We start from the raw sequence: 12,951 nt of genomic DNA, 5'->3' as shown, positions 1-12,951 counted from the left end.
GTCGCCGCGGGAACGACGAAGCGGCGGGCCCGGGAGTGCGCGAGGCACTGCCGGACCCGCCGCTGCGGAAGGGGACGGGATCAGCCGAGGACGTAGGCGCCCGCGGTGATCGCCACCAGTCCGACTCCGATGAGCCCGACGAGGAGGTTCTGCGTGCGGCGCTGGGCGCGCTGCCGGGTCTTCGTGAAGACCAGCCCGATGAGCGCGCCGGCCACCAGACCGCCGACATGCGCCTGCCACGCCACGTTCATCCCGGGCAGGAAGCCGATGACGAGGTTCAGTCCGACCAGCACCAGCAGCTGCGACGCCTGACCGCCCAGATGCCGGAGGATCACCAGGTACGCGCCCATCAGCCCGAAGATCGCACCGGAGGCGCCGATCACCGGGGTCAGCGGGTTCGCGAGGAGCAGGACGCCCACCGACCCGGCGAAACCGCTCAGGAGGAAGAGGGTGAGGTAGCGCCCGCGGCCCAGCATCCGCTCGAGCACCATGCCGAACACCCACAGCGTGTACATGTTCAGCACCAGGTGGAACGGGATGACGATGAAGAGCGACGTGCTGTGGAGGAACACCGAGGTGAGCATCCGCCACGGCTCGAAGCCGGCGCCGAAGCCGGGGAGCGTGTAGGCGGGGGCGTACAGGAGCGCGTTGACCGCCGGCCCGCCGACGAAGGGGAGGATCTCGACGATCCACAGCACGATGCAGAGCGCGATGATCGCGTAGGTCACCGTCGGCTGGTCGGCGCGGGTCATGGCCCGCACGCGGGAGAGGAGGGGACCGCGGGTGCGCGGCGCGGTGGCGCGCTGCTGCGCCATGTCGTCCGGGCAGATCACGCCGACCGGAGCGGGCGTCTGGCACTCGCCGCAGATGGTGCGGCCGCACCGCTGGCAGCGCACGAAGCTCTGCCGGTCGGGGTGTCGGTAGCAGGAGTAGGTGCTGCTCGGCGGGACCTGGGTCACGGACGTGCCTCCGGGGAGAACGAGGGCCGGGCCCTGACGGACCCGGCCCTCGAATGAGTGGTGGATGAGGCGATCAGACCTCGGTGATCTCGACGCTCTCGATCACGACGTCCTCGAGCGGCTTGTCACGGCCGTCGGTGGGGACCGCCGAGAGCGACTGCACGAGCTTCTTCGACTCCTCGTCGGCGACGGCGCCGAAGATGGTGTGCTTGCCCTGGAGCCAGGTGGTCGGCGCCACGGTGATGAAGAACTGCGAGCCGTTGGTGCCGCGGCCCGCCTGCTTGCCGGCGTTCGCCATCGCGAGGATGTAGGGCTGGGTGAAGTCGAGCTCCGAGTTGATCTCGTCGTCGAACTGGTACCCCGGGCCGCCGATGCCCTGGCCGAGCGGGTCGCCGCCCTGGAGCATGAAGTCGGGGATGATGCGGTGGAAGACGGTGCCGTTGTAGAGCGGCTCCTTCGTCTTCGCGCCCGTGGCGGGGTGGGTCCACTCGATGTCGCCGGTCGCGAGACCGACGAAGTTGCGGACCGTCTTGGGAGCGTGGTTCCCGTAGAGGTTGACGACGATGTCGCCCTTGTTGGTGTGGAACGTCGCGACTGCGGTGTGCAAAGGCATGCTCGGATTCTCGCACAGCGCGTCTGTAGGCCCCTGCAACGCCCGGTGTCAATGCGCTGGGTGCGCGATGCGGACGCGGATCGATGAGTGGCAGTATTGAGGCGTTCGCTGCTCGTAGCCGATGGAGGACCAACATGGGTCTGTCACGTAAGCACAAGAAGGACCTCAAGCGTCTTCGCAAGAACGCCGAGGCGGTCTGGGGCGAGCAGCAGGAGGTGCTGGCGCACGCGGCCTCCGTGCTCGAGAAGAGCCGCCGCCACGCGTCGAAGTACGCCAAGAAGGAGCTCGTCCCCTTCGTGAAGGACACGTACGACTCGCGCGTCAAGCCGGTCTACGACAACGGCGTCTCGGCCGTCGAGGGCACCTACTCCTCGGCCCGCAACGCCTACAAGCACAAGGTCGTCCCGACCTTCGCCGCTGTGGGCGGCACGGCCGCCGCCGCCTTCGAGGCCGCCAAGGACTCGAAGAACCGCGCGAAGCTCGCCGAGATCTCGAAGGCGCGCTGGGAGGAGCTCACCACTCCCCCGAAGAAGAAGAGCAAGGTCGGCACGGTCTTCGCGATCGGCGCCGCGCTGGTCGCGGTCGGCGGCATCGGCTACGCCGTCTGGCAGACGTTCCGCGCCGACGACGAGCTGTGGGTCGCCGAGGACGAGCCGCAGAGCGCCGCGCAGAACGCGGCCTCGACCGCTTCCTGACGTTCTCGTCGCTGGAGCCGGGTCCCTCAGGGGGTCCGGCTCCTTCGCATGCCCGGGTTAGGCTTCTGCGGTGGACATCCGGGTCGCCGCGTACGGCGTGATCATCGACGGTGAGCGGATGCTGCTCGCGCACTGGAGCCAGGAACCGTGGTCGGCCTGGACGCTTCCGGGCGGCGGGATCGACGAGGGCGAGTCGCCCGCCGACGCCGCGGTCCGCGAGATCTTCGAGGAGACGGGCTACCGTGCCGAGCTCGAGGCCCTCATCGGCGTGGACTCGCACGTGATCCCCGCGCACCGCCGCAGCGATCCCGAGGCCGGCCCCCTGCACGCCATCCGCGTCGTCTACCGCGCCCGCATCGTGGGCGGCGAGCTCACGCACGAGGTGGACGGCTCCACGGACGCCGCCGCCTGGTTCCCCCTGAGCGACGTCGAGGAGCTGGAGCGCGTCGAGCTCGTCGACGCGGCCCTCACCATGAACGAGGCCTGGCTCCTCCGCTGACGGTGCCCGGGAATCCCCGGCCGCGCCCCGGTGTTCCCTTCGTCGTGATCGTCGAGCTCTACACCTCCGCCTTCTGCGGCGCCTGCCATGCCGCGCGCTCGGTGCTGGAGCGCGCCGCGGAGCTCGTCCCCGCCGCCGAGATCCGCGAGCGCGACGTGGCCTTCCACCCCGTCGAGGCCGAGGCCGCCGGCATCCGCTCGACCCCCACGGTCGTCGTGCGGGACACGGCCGGAGAGGTGGTCTTCCGAGCGGAGGGCGCCCCCTCCCTCCCGCAGGCTCTCGCCGCTCTGGCCCTCGCCCTGCCCGCGTAGGGTGGCCGCGGGAGGACCCATGCACCGTCGCGCCGCGCTCGCGAGCACCGTCGTGCTGCTCGGCGGCCTGGCGCTCTCGGGGTGCGCCTCCGAGGAGCCGGTGACCACGGCCGCGGTCGGGCTCGGACGGGGCGGCGAGCGGGGCGAGGTCCTCGGCGTCGTCGTCGTGTGCTCGGGGTCCGTCGACGGCCTCGACCTCGCCGCCTCCGACTCCGCCCCCCTGACCATCGGCGACGGGCTGCGGAGGGTCACCCGCTGGGTCTCCCCGTCACCGGTCACGCAGCTGGGCGCGACCGACCTCTCCGGATCCACGGTCTGGCCGGCCGACACGGTGATCGAGCGGTTCCCGCTCGGCGTCGACCTCGCGCTGGGCGCCTACGCGACCGACCGCTCCGTGCTCGCCCGCCCGGTCGTCTTCACGGCCGAGCAGTTCGACACGCTCTCCGTCGGCGAGATCATCGTCGGCGACATCCGCGACGGCACGTCCGAGACCCTCTCGGTCCAGCAGTTCCTCGGCCTCGCCTGCGTGGACCGCTGAGCGGGCGGCTCGGCCGTCCGAGCGGCGACCTCGATCGCGGGACCGCACGACGGGCGACAGGAGAGCCCTCCGGCGATCGCGCCGACGGAAGTGCCGACACGCGGGACCACCCCGGATGGCGGACGGTGGACCGGAAGGGCCGGCGAAGGGGGAGCGCCCGCGAGAGGGGAGGAAGTGTGGAGCCTAGGAGATTCGAACTCCTGACATCCTGCTTGCAAAGCAGGCGCTCTACCAACTGAGCTAAGGCCCCGGGCCGGAGACGGGGCGATCCGTCTCCGAGAGTCGAACGGCCCGCCACCGCGAGGTGACGGGCCGTTCGGACCGGGTGGGGGTACCAGGACTTGAACCTGGGACCTCTTCATTATCAGTGAAGCGCTCTAACCGCCTGAGCTATACCCCCGGAATGGCCAGAGGAGACTCTACCCGACATCGAGCAGGAATCCCAATCGGCCGGACCATGCGCCCTACTGGTTGGTGAAGCCCACCAGGAGGCCGCCGGTGATCTTGACGCTGAGGTTGTACAGCAGCGCCACGATCGCGCCGAGCGCGGTGGTGACGATGGTGTTCAGCACCGCGACGACGATCGCGAAGCCCATGACCTGCGGCAGCGAGATGATCGTGTTGAGGTCGAACGCCTCCGCGCCGGCGATGTCCTGCACGAGGCCGTTGACCTCGTCGAACACGCCCGTCTGGGCCAGGACCGTGTAGACCAGGTAGACGACGACGATCGTGATGATCGCGAGCGTCAGGCCCAGCAGGAACGAGAGCTTCACGGCCGACCAGAAGTCGACGTAGACGAGCTTCAGGCGGACCTGCTTCGCCGCCGGGCTCTTCGCGGACTTCCTGGCGAGCTTCTCGGCGACGGTGCTACTCATCTACGGACCCATCCTCCTCCGACACCGGAGCGGACTCGGCCGGCGCCGCGGCGTCGGGATCCTCGTCCTGGGCGTCGAGATTGCGTTCGGTGTTCTTGGCGAGTGCGATGATGCGGTCGTCCTCAGCGAATCGTGCGAAGACGACTCCCATGGTGTCGCGACCCTTGGCCGGTACCTCGGCCACCGCAGAGCGTACCACCTTGCCGCTGGCGAGCACGACGAGCACCTCGTCGTCCTCTCCGGTGATGATGGCGCCCACGAGGTCGCCGCGCTTCTCCTCCAGCTTGGCCACCTTGATGCCCAGCCCGCCTCGTCCCTGGAGGCGGTACTGGTCGACGGCGGTGCGCTTGGCGTAGCCGCCCTCGGTGACCACGAACACGAAGCCCTCGTCGCTGACGACGTTCGCGTCGAGGAGGCGGTCCTCCCCGCGGAACGACATGCCGCGGACTCCGGAGGTGGAGCGGCCCATCGGACGCAGCGCCTCGTCCGACGCGGTGAAGCGGATCGACATGCCCTTGCGGGAGACCAGCAGCACGTCGCTGTCCTCCTCGACCAGGAGCGCCGAGACGAGCTCGTCGCCGTCGCGCAGCTTGATCGCGATGATGCCGCCGGAGCGGTTCGTGTCGTACTCCGAGAGGGCCGTCTTCTTCACGAGGCCGTCGCGCGTGGCGAGCACGAGGTAGCGGGCCGCCTCGTAGTCGCGGATGTCGAGGATCTGCGCGATCTGCTCCCCCGGCTCGAGCGCGAGCAGGTTCGCGATGTGCTGGCCCTTGGCGTCGCGGCCGGCCTCCTGCAGCTCGTAGGTCTTGGCGCGGTACACGCGGCCGGTGTTCGTGAAGAACAGCAGCCAGTGGTGAGTGGTGGTGACGAAGAAGTGCTCGACGATGTCGTCGGCCTTCAGCTGCGCGCCGCGCACGCCGCGGCCGCCGCGGTGCTGGGCCCGGTAGGAGTCGCTCCGGGTGCGCTTGAGGTAGCCGCCGCGGGTGACGGTGACGACCATCTCCTCCTCGGGGATCAGGTCCTCGACGCTCATGTCGCCGTCGAACCCGAAGAGGATCTCGGTGCGGCGGTCGTCGCCGAAGCGGTCGACGATCTCGTCGAGCTCGTCCGAGATGATCGTGCGCTGGCGCTCGGGGCTCGCGAGGATCGACTTGTAGTCCTCGATCTCGGCCTGGATCCGGTCGTGCTCGTCGATGATCTTCTGGCGCTCGAGGGCCGCGAGGCGGCGCAGCTGCATGTCGAGGATGGCGCGGGACTGCACCTCGTCGATGTCGAGCAGCTCCATCAGGCCGTCGCGCGCCTCCTCCACGGTGGGGGAGCGGCGGATGAGGGCGATGACCTCGTCGAGCGCGTCGAGCGCCTTGAGGTAGCCGCGCAGGATGTGGATCCGCGCCTCCGCCTCATCGAGGAGGTACTGGGTGCGGCGCACGATGACCTCGACCTGGTGGTCGACCCACGCGCGGATGAAGCCGTCGAGCGAGAGCGTGCGCGGGATGCCGTCGACGATCGCGAGCATGTTCGCGCCGAAGTTCTCCTGCAGCGGCGTGTGCTTGTAGAGGTTGTTCAGCACCACCTTCGCCACGGCGTCGCGCTTGAGGACGACGACGAGGCGCTGGCCGGTGCGACCGGAGGTCTCGTCGCGGATGTCGGCGATGCCCGAGACGCGCCCGTCCTTGACCAGCTCGGCGATCTTGATCGCCAGGTTGTCCGGGTTCACCTGGTACGGCAGCTCGGTGACGACGAGGCAGGTGCGGCCCTGGATCTCCTCGATGGAGACGACGGCGCGCATCGTGATGGAGCCGCGGCCGGTGCGGTACGCGTCCTGGATGCCGCGGACGCCGAGGATCTGCGCACCGGTGGGGAAGTCGGGTCCCTTGATCCGCTGCAGCAGCGCCTCGAGGAGCTCCTCGCGCGTCGCGTCGGGGTTCTCGAGCGCCCACTTGGCGCCGGCGGCGACCTCGCGCAGGTTGTGCGGCGGGATGTTGGTCGCCATGCCGACCGCGATGCCGACGGAGCCGTTGACGAGCAGGTTCGGGAACCGGGCCGGCAGGATCGCCGGCTCGCGCGTGCGGCCGTCGTAGTTGTCCTGGAAGTCGACGGTGTTCTTGTCGATGTCGCGGACCATCTCGAGCGCGAGCGGCGCCATCTTGGTCTCGGTGTACCGGGGGGCGGCCGCGCCGTCGTTGCCGGGGGAGCCGAAGTTTCCCTGACCGAGCGCGAGCGGGTAGCGGAGGCTCCACGGCTGCACCAGGCGGACCAGCGCGTCGTAGATCGCGGAGTCGCCGTGCGGGTGGAACTGGCCCATCACGTCGCCGACGACGCGCGAGCACTTCGAGAACGCCTTGTCGGGACGGTAGCCGCCGTCGTACATGGCGTAGATCACGCGCCGGTGCACGGGCTTCAGGCCGTCGCGCACCTCCGGCAGGGCGCGCCCGACGATGACGCTCATCGCGTAGTCGAGGTAGGAGCGCTGCATCTCGAGCTGCAGGTCGACCGGCTCGATCTTGTCGTGACCGTGGATCACCACACCGGTCTCGGTGACGATGTCGTCGCTCTCGTCCGGGCCGGTGGGGGTGGTGGGTTCTTCTGCCATGGTCTCTGGTCTCTCAGGTGGGTCCGTGCCCCGGAGGAGCGGGGGCGGCGGTCGCGCTGGGTGTCAGGTGTGTCGTCGGTGTGCGGGCCGGTGAGGGCCTCTGTCGCGTTCTGGTCGAGGATGCGGCCCATCGAGGGCCGCCGTCACGTGTTCGAGGTGGTCGCGAGGGCGGACCGCTGGACCGCCCGGCCGCCGCCTCTCGAAGGACGTCCGCTTCCTCGACCACTAGATGTCGAGGAAGCGGACATCCTTCGCATTCTTCTGGATGAAGGAGCGGCGGGACTCGACGTCCTCGCCCATGAGGGTGGAGAAGATCTCGTCGGCCGCGGCCGCGTCGTCGAGCGTGACCTGGAGGAGGGTCCGCGTGGCGGGGTCCATCGTGGTCTCCCACAGCTCCTTGTAGTCCATCTCGCCGAGGCCCTTGTAGCGCTGGATGCCGTTCTCCTTGGGCATGCGCTTGTTGGTCGCCGAGCCGTGCGCGATCAGTGCGTCGCGCTCGCGGTCGCTGTAGACGTACTCGTGCGGGGAGTTCGACCACTTGAGGCGGTACAGCGGCGGCTGCGCGAGGTACACGTAGCCGAGGTCGATCAGCGGGCGCATGTAGCGGAACAGGAGCGTCAGCAGCAGCGTCGTGATGTGCTGGCCGTCGACGTCGGCGTCGGCCATCAGGATGATCTTGTGGTACCGCGCCTTGTCGGGGTTGAAGTCCTCGCCGATGCCGGCGCCGAACGCCGTGATCATCGCCTGGACCTCGTTGTTGCCGAGAGCGCGGTCGAGCCGCGCCTTCTCGACGTTGAGGATCTTGCCGCGGAGGGGGAGGATCGCCTGCGTCTCGGGGTTGCGGCCCTGCACCGCGGATCCGCCCGCCGAGTCGCCCTCGACGATGAAGATCTCGGAGATCGACGGGTCCTTGGACTGGCAGTCCTTGAGCTTGCCCGGCATGCCGCCGCCCTCGAGCAGGCCCTTGCGGCGGGCGGTCTCGCGCGCCTTGCGCGCCGCCATGCGGGCCGAGGCCGCCTGGATCGCCTTGCGGATGATGTCCTTGGCCTGGCTCGGGTTGCGGTCGAACCAGTCGGCCAGCTGCTCGCCGGCCACGCGCTGCACGAACGCCTTCGCCTCGGTGTTGCCGAGCTTCGTCTTGGTCTGGCCCTCGAACTGCGGCTCGCCGAGCTTGATCGACACGACGGCGGTGAGGCCCTCGCGGATGTCGTCGCCCGAGAGGTTCTCGTCCTTCTCCTTGAGCAGGTTGTTCGCGCGCGCGTAGCGGTTGACCAGAGTGGTCAGCGCGGCGCGGAAGCCCTCCTCGTGGGTGCCGCCCTCGTGGGTGTTGATGGTGTTCGCGTAGGTGTGGACGCTCTCGGTGTAGGCCGTGGTCCACTGCATCGCGACCTCGAGCGAGATGCGGCGCTCGGTGTCCTCGGACTCGAAGTCGATGATCTCGGAGTGCACGAGGTCCGACTTCTTCAGCGAGTTGATGTACTCGACGTAGTCGACGAGGCCCTTCTCGTAGTGGAAGACGTCGGTCCGGTCGCCCTCGGTCTCGTTCTCGCCCTCCCCCTCGAACTCGACCTCGTTCTGGTCGGTCAGCGCGATGCGCAGGCCCTTGTTGAGGAACGCCATCTGCTGGAAGCGCGCGCGCAGGGTCTCGTAGTCGAACTCGACCGTCTCGAAGATGCCGGCGTTGGGCCAGAAGGTGATCGTCGTGCCGGTCTCGTCGCTGGCCTCGCCCTTCTCGAGCGGGGCGTCCGGCACTCCGTCGGTGAAGCTCATCCGGTACACGGCGCCCTGGCGCTTGACCTCGACGTCGAGGCGCGTCGAGAGCGCGTTGACCACGGAGGAGCCGACGCCGTGCAGGCCGCCGGAGACCGCGTAGCCGCCGCCGCCGAACTTGCCGCCGGCGTGCAGCACGGTGAGGACCAGCTCGACCGTGGAGATGCCCTCGGTCGGGTGCATGTCGACCGGGATGCCGCGGCCGTTGTCGGAGACGGTGACGCCTCCGTCGGCGCGCATCAGGATCTCGATGTTGTCGCAGTAGCCCGCGAGCGCCTCGTCGACGGCGTTGTCGACGATCTCGTAGACCAGGTGGTGCAGACCGCGCGGACCCGTGGATCCGATGTACATGCCGGGGCGCTTGCGGACCGCCTCGAGGCCCTCGAGGACCTGGATCTGGTTCGCGCCGTAGTCGCCGGACGACTTGGTCGACATGCTCTCGTGCGGAGCGGAGGGGGCTGCTGAGCCGTTCGCGTCCAGGTCGTTCGCTGCGGGTGACGTGGAGTCGTTCGGCTCGTGAGTCATAGCTGTGGAGTTCTCCTCTGACGGTCCGTCGCGACGCGCACGGTGATCTGGAGATCGCCCGCGCGGCGGCGTCACTGCGGTTCGGCGGCCCTCCATTCTACCGCGTGCCGGGTCGATCCGAAGCGCTGGACGGCGATCTGAGGCGCGAAAGATCGGCGGTCGACCGAAAATGCGTCCTCAGCCGTAGGTGTCGCGCGGACCACGCCCTGGAATCGACCTGGGACCCTTTTTCCAGTTCGGGACGTCCGGGCCCTGGAAACGGATCGACGCGATGCCCGCGTCGGGGAAGTTCACCGCGATGTGGTTCATGATCTCGATCCGCATCAGCCGGAGCTGCGTCGACCACGCCGTGGACTCGCACGCGACCGTCAGCACGCCGTCGACGACGCCCACCGGAGTCGAGTGCTTCGCGGTCTCCTCGCCGGCGATCGCCGTCCACGACGACATCAGGTCGCCCTGCGCCAGCGGCGCCGTCCAGCCGAGCTTCACGGTGAGGGAGTCGAGGACGTCGCCGAGGTCGTGCGGGTCGCGGCCCTTGCCGAACGGGATCGCGTCGCCCTTGGGCTCGGCACGCTCGACGGTCTTCCGGATGCGGCGCGGGCCGTCGGCGCCGAACACCTCCTTGAGGTGGCGGTAGACGCGGGCGGCCTCGGAGTCGGGTGCGGGGGCTCCGCGGCGGGGGGAGTCAGCCATCGGACGGCTCCGACGGGGCGGGCGGCTCTGGGGACGCGGGATCTGTGGACGCCGGCGCTGGGAACGCGGTCTCCGAGGAGGAGGCCGCGGCGGAGGAGACGACACCAGGAGAAGGGGAGTCGGACGAGACCGGATCGGGAGAAGAGGAGTGGGAGGACTCGGGACCGGGAGGAGGGGAGTCGGAGGACACCGGATCGGACGAGGCGGAGTCGGGAGCGATCGGCTCCGGCACGGCGATCGGCGCGGCGGCGGCGCCCGTGCCGACGATCCGGCCGGCCTCGATCCGCACGGTGTGCGCGGCCAGCGCCTCCGGGACGTCGTCGAAGACGGCCGCGGTGATCAGGACCTGCTCGTAGTCGGCGACCACCGAGGCGAGGCGCTCGCGCCGGCGCGCGTCCAGCTCGGCGAAGACGTCATCGAGCATCAGCACCGGATCGCCCATGGGGGAGTCGCGCCGGAGCAGCTCCGCAGCGCCCAGCTTCAGCGCCAGGGCGAACGACCAGCTCTCGCCGTGGCTGGCGTAGCCCTTGGCCGGCAGCGCGTTCAGCTCGAACTGCACGTCGTCGCGGTGCGGGCCGACGAGGGAGACGCCCCGGTCGAGCTCGCGGCGTCGCACCCCGGCCAGCGCGGACGCGAACGCCTCCGCCAGTCCCTCGCCCGCCGCCGGTGACGCGGCGCCCGGCTGGTCCACGGGCTCGCCGTCGTCGTCGACCGCGCCCTCGATGCTCAGGCGGGAGCGGAGCACCGGACGCTGGTCGGCACCGGCGACCGCCTCGTACGCGGCGCGCACCGGTCCGCTCAGCTCCTCCACCAGGGTGAGGCGCGACTGCATGATCTCGGTCCCGAGCGCGATCAGGCGCTCGTCCCAGATGTCGAGGGTCCCGAGCTTCGAGGGGTCGCGGACGCCGCTCGCCCGTGCGGACTTGAGCAGCGAGTTGCGCTGGCGCAGCACCCGCTCGTAGTCGGCCTGGACGGCGCTCATCCGCGGGGAGCGGAGGATCACCAGCTGGTCGAGGAAGCGGCGGCGGGCCGACGGGTCGCCGCGGATGAGGAGGAGGTCCTCCGGGGCGAAGAGGACGCTGGAGAAGAAGCGGGGGAGCTCGCGCGGCTTGATCCCACCGCGGTTGATCTGCGCGCGGTTGGGGGAGGAGCGGTTGATCTGCACCTCGGCCAGCAGGTCGCGCTCGCCGTTGCGGAGGCGGGCGCGCACCACGGCGCTGTCCCGGCCGGCACGGATGAGCGCCTGGTCGCTCGACACGCGGTGCGAGCCCAGGGTGGAGAGGTAGCCGAGCGATTCGACGAGGTTCGTCTTGCCCTGGCCGTTGCGGCCGACGAAGAGGTTCGGTCCGGGCACGAGCTCGACGTCGACCGACTCGTAGTTCCGGAAGTCGCTGAGCGCCAGCTGCGTCACCTGCACGTCGCGCTCCTCTCCTCCACCCGTCGTCGCGGGCCTTCCCTGCACCCCTGCGGGCTACTCGCCCGTCTCGATCGGTCCGGTCCGGCCGCCCCGGCGCCTGCGATCCGCTCTCCCCCTGCCGGCCAGGCCTGCGCCCCGGTCTCGACACACCCCTGCGGGCTACTCGACCGGCACGGCGGCGGAACCGTCCGGGACGCGGATCCCGGTACTCCCCTCCGGGGCCACTACTCGCTCACCATGATCGGCGGCGCCCCGTCCCCGCCCGTGAAGGCGGCCGAAGGCTCGCCGCCCGACGTCGGTAGCAAGGTAGAGGCGGCCGAAGGCTCGCCGCCCGACGTCGGTAGCAAGGTAGAGGCGGCCGGAGGCCCGCCGCCCCCGTGAGAGCATCCCTGCCTCACGGGGGCGGCGGGCCGCAGTCCGCCGTCCGTCACCGGCCCTGCGGAACGCGCCCCCCTCCGGAAGCCGACCGCCGTGAGGACTGCCGGAGGCAGTCCTCACCAGCCGACTCAGTCGACGGCCTTGACGGAGTGCCCGCCGAACTGGTTGCGGAGCGCTGCGACGGCCTTCATCGCGGGGGAGTCCTCCTGGCGGGAGACGAAGCGGGCGAAGATCGAGGCGCTGATCGTGGGCACCGGGACGGCGTTGTTGATGGCCTCCTCGATGGTCCAGCGGCCCTCGCCCGAGTCCTGCACGTAGCCCTCGATGTTCTTGAAGTCCGGGTCCTGCTCGAGGGCGCGGACGAGGAGCTCGAGCAGCCAGGAGCGCACGACCGTGCCGCGCTGCCATGCCTTGAAGGTGCCGGTGACGTCCTTGATGATGTCGCTGCGGGTCTCGAGGAGCTCGTAGCCCTCGGCGAACGCCTGCATGAGGGCGTACTCGATGCCGTTGTGGACCATCTTCGCGTAGTGGCCGGCGCCGACCTCGCCGACGTGGACGAAGCCCTCCTCGCGGGGGCCCTCCGGGCGCAGCGCGTCGAAGACGGGCATGGCGTACTCGACGAGCTCCTTCGGGCCGCCGACCATCAGGCCGTAGCCGTTCTGGAGTCCCCAGACGCCGCCGGAGACGCCCGCGTCGATGTAGTGGATGCCCTTGGGCTTCAGCAGCGCGTCGTGCTTGAAGTCCTCGGTGAAGCGGGAGTTGCCGCCGTCGATGACGAGGTCGCCCTCGCTGAGCTTCTCCGACAGGTCCTTGACGACCGCGTCGGTGATCTCGCCGGCCGGCACCATCACCCAGACGATGCGGGGCGAGGGGAGTGCGGCGATCATCTCGTCGAGAGAGGCCGCGTCCGAGACGTCGGGGTTGCGGTCGTAGCCGGTGACCTCGAGCCCCTTGGAGCGGAGGCGGGAGCGCATGTTGTCGCCCATCTTGCCGAGGCCGACGAGTCCGATGTGCATGGTGAACCTTCCTGGATTCGTTGTCCGGCGGGCGGGCGCTCGTCGGGAGCGGGGCGGTCGCGGCTCTGC

At 70.0% G+C, this 12,951-nt stretch carries 11 protein-coding genes, 2 tRNA genes and 1 pseudogene; 4 read left to right on the top strand and 10 right to left on the bottom strand.

All coding sequences use genetic code 11. The annotated features are described in order from the left end of the window. Positions 1-80: 80 nt before the first annotated feature. Together C5C59_RS01445 and C5C59_RS01440 are read right to left on the bottom strand one after the other, a co-directional pair. The gene (locus C5C59_RS01445) at positions 81-959 is read right to left on the bottom strand and encodes a rhomboid family intramembrane serine protease (RefSeq protein WP_104222668.1); all 879 of its coding nucleotides are present in this window, start codon (positions 957-959) and stop codon (positions 81-83) included. Positions 960-1,032: 73 nt separating this feature from the next. Then, entirely contained in the window at positions 1,033-1,572 is a 540-nt protein-coding gene (locus C5C59_RS01440) for a peptidylprolyl isomerase (protein WP_104222669.1), read from the bottom strand. Between the two features lie 134 nt (positions 1,573-1,706). Between C5C59_RS01440 and C5C59_RS01435 the strand changes: the two genes are divergently transcribed. The 4 genes from C5C59_RS01435 (at position 1,707) to C5C59_RS01420 (ending at position 3,615) form a co-directional block, all read left to right on the top strand. After that, complete coding sequence (locus C5C59_RS01435) at positions 1,707-2,267, top strand: hypothetical protein (RefSeq protein ID WP_104232995.1); 561 nt, start codon at positions 1,707-1,709, stop codon at positions 2,265-2,267. A 70-nt stretch (positions 2,268-2,337) separates the two neighbouring features. Then, the gene (locus tag C5C59_RS01430; protein ID WP_104237768.1) at positions 2,338-2,766 is read left to right on the top strand and encodes an NUDIX hydrolase; all 429 of its coding nucleotides are present in this window, start codon (positions 2,338-2,340) and stop codon (positions 2,764-2,766) included. A gap of 44 nt (positions 2,767-2,810) precedes the next feature. Then, a complete protein-coding gene (locus C5C59_RS01425) occupies positions 2,811-3,077 on the top strand; it encodes a thioredoxin family protein (protein WP_104222728.1) in 267 nt (88 codons plus the stop codon). A gap of 19 nt (positions 3,078-3,096) precedes the next feature. Next, a complete protein-coding gene (locus C5C59_RS01420) occupies positions 3,097-3,615 on the top strand; it encodes a hypothetical protein (RefSeq protein WP_104237767.1) in 519 nt (172 codons plus the stop codon). A gap of 177 nt (positions 3,616-3,792) precedes the next feature. On the opposite strand, the gene C5C59_RS01415 is transcribed toward C5C59_RS01420, so the two are convergent. The 8 genes and pseudogenes from C5C59_RS01415 to gnd form a co-directional block, all read right to left on the bottom strand. After that, positions 3,793-3,865 (bottom strand) — tRNA-Ala (locus C5C59_RS01415). Positions 3,866-3,941: 76 nt separating this feature from the next. Next, a tRNA-Ile gene (locus C5C59_RS01410) sits at positions 3,942-4,015 on the bottom strand. A gap of 64 nt (positions 4,016-4,079) precedes the next feature. Then, positions 4,080-4,490, bottom strand: a complete 411-nt coding sequence (locus C5C59_RS01405; RefSeq protein WP_104222673.1) for a DUF3566 domain-containing protein — start codon at positions 4,488-4,490, stop codon at positions 4,080-4,082. After that, the gene (gene gyrA / locus C5C59_RS01400; RefSeq protein ID WP_104222674.1) at positions 4,483-7,083 is read right to left on the bottom strand and encodes a DNA gyrase subunit A; all 2,601 of its coding nucleotides are present in this window, start codon (positions 7,081-7,083) and stop codon (positions 4,483-4,485) included. Before gyrA ends, C5C59_RS01405 begins: the two co-directional genes overlap by 8 nt. Before the next feature lie 225 nt (positions 7,084-7,308). Continuing rightward, on the bottom strand, positions 7,309-9,288 hold the full coding sequence (gene gyrB, locus C5C59_RS01395) for a DNA topoisomerase (ATP-hydrolyzing) subunit B (RefSeq protein ID WP_208543372.1): 1,980 nt from the start codon (positions 9,286-9,288) through the stop codon (positions 7,309-7,311). 267 nt (positions 9,289-9,555) lie between these two features. Continuing rightward, a complete protein-coding gene (locus C5C59_RS01390) occupies positions 9,556-10,071 on the bottom strand; it encodes a DUF721 domain-containing protein (protein ID WP_104237766.1) in 516 nt (171 codons plus the stop codon). A 256-nt stretch (positions 10,072-10,327) separates the two neighbouring features. Next, positions 10,328-11,488, bottom strand: a pseudogene (gene recF, locus C5C59_RS01385) (DNA replication/repair protein RecF); the annotation flags it as partial. Between the two features lie 506 nt (positions 11,489-11,994). Next, positions 11,995-12,882: a phosphogluconate dehydrogenase (NAD(+)-dependent, decarboxylating) gene (gnd, locus tag C5C59_RS01380; protein WP_104222677.1), complete on the bottom strand. Its 888-nt coding sequence runs from the start codon at positions 12,880-12,882 to the stop codon at positions 11,995-11,997. Between the last annotated feature and the right edge of the window lie 69 nt (positions 12,883-12,951).

Source organism: Rathayibacter sp. AY1F4 (assembly GCF_002931775.1).
GTDB lineage: Bacteria > Actinomycetota > Actinomycetes > Actinomycetales > Microbacteriaceae > Rathayibacter.
The sequence above is the reverse complement of the archived record's forward strand: the minus strand, read 5'-3'. Positions and strand labels throughout refer to the sequence as shown.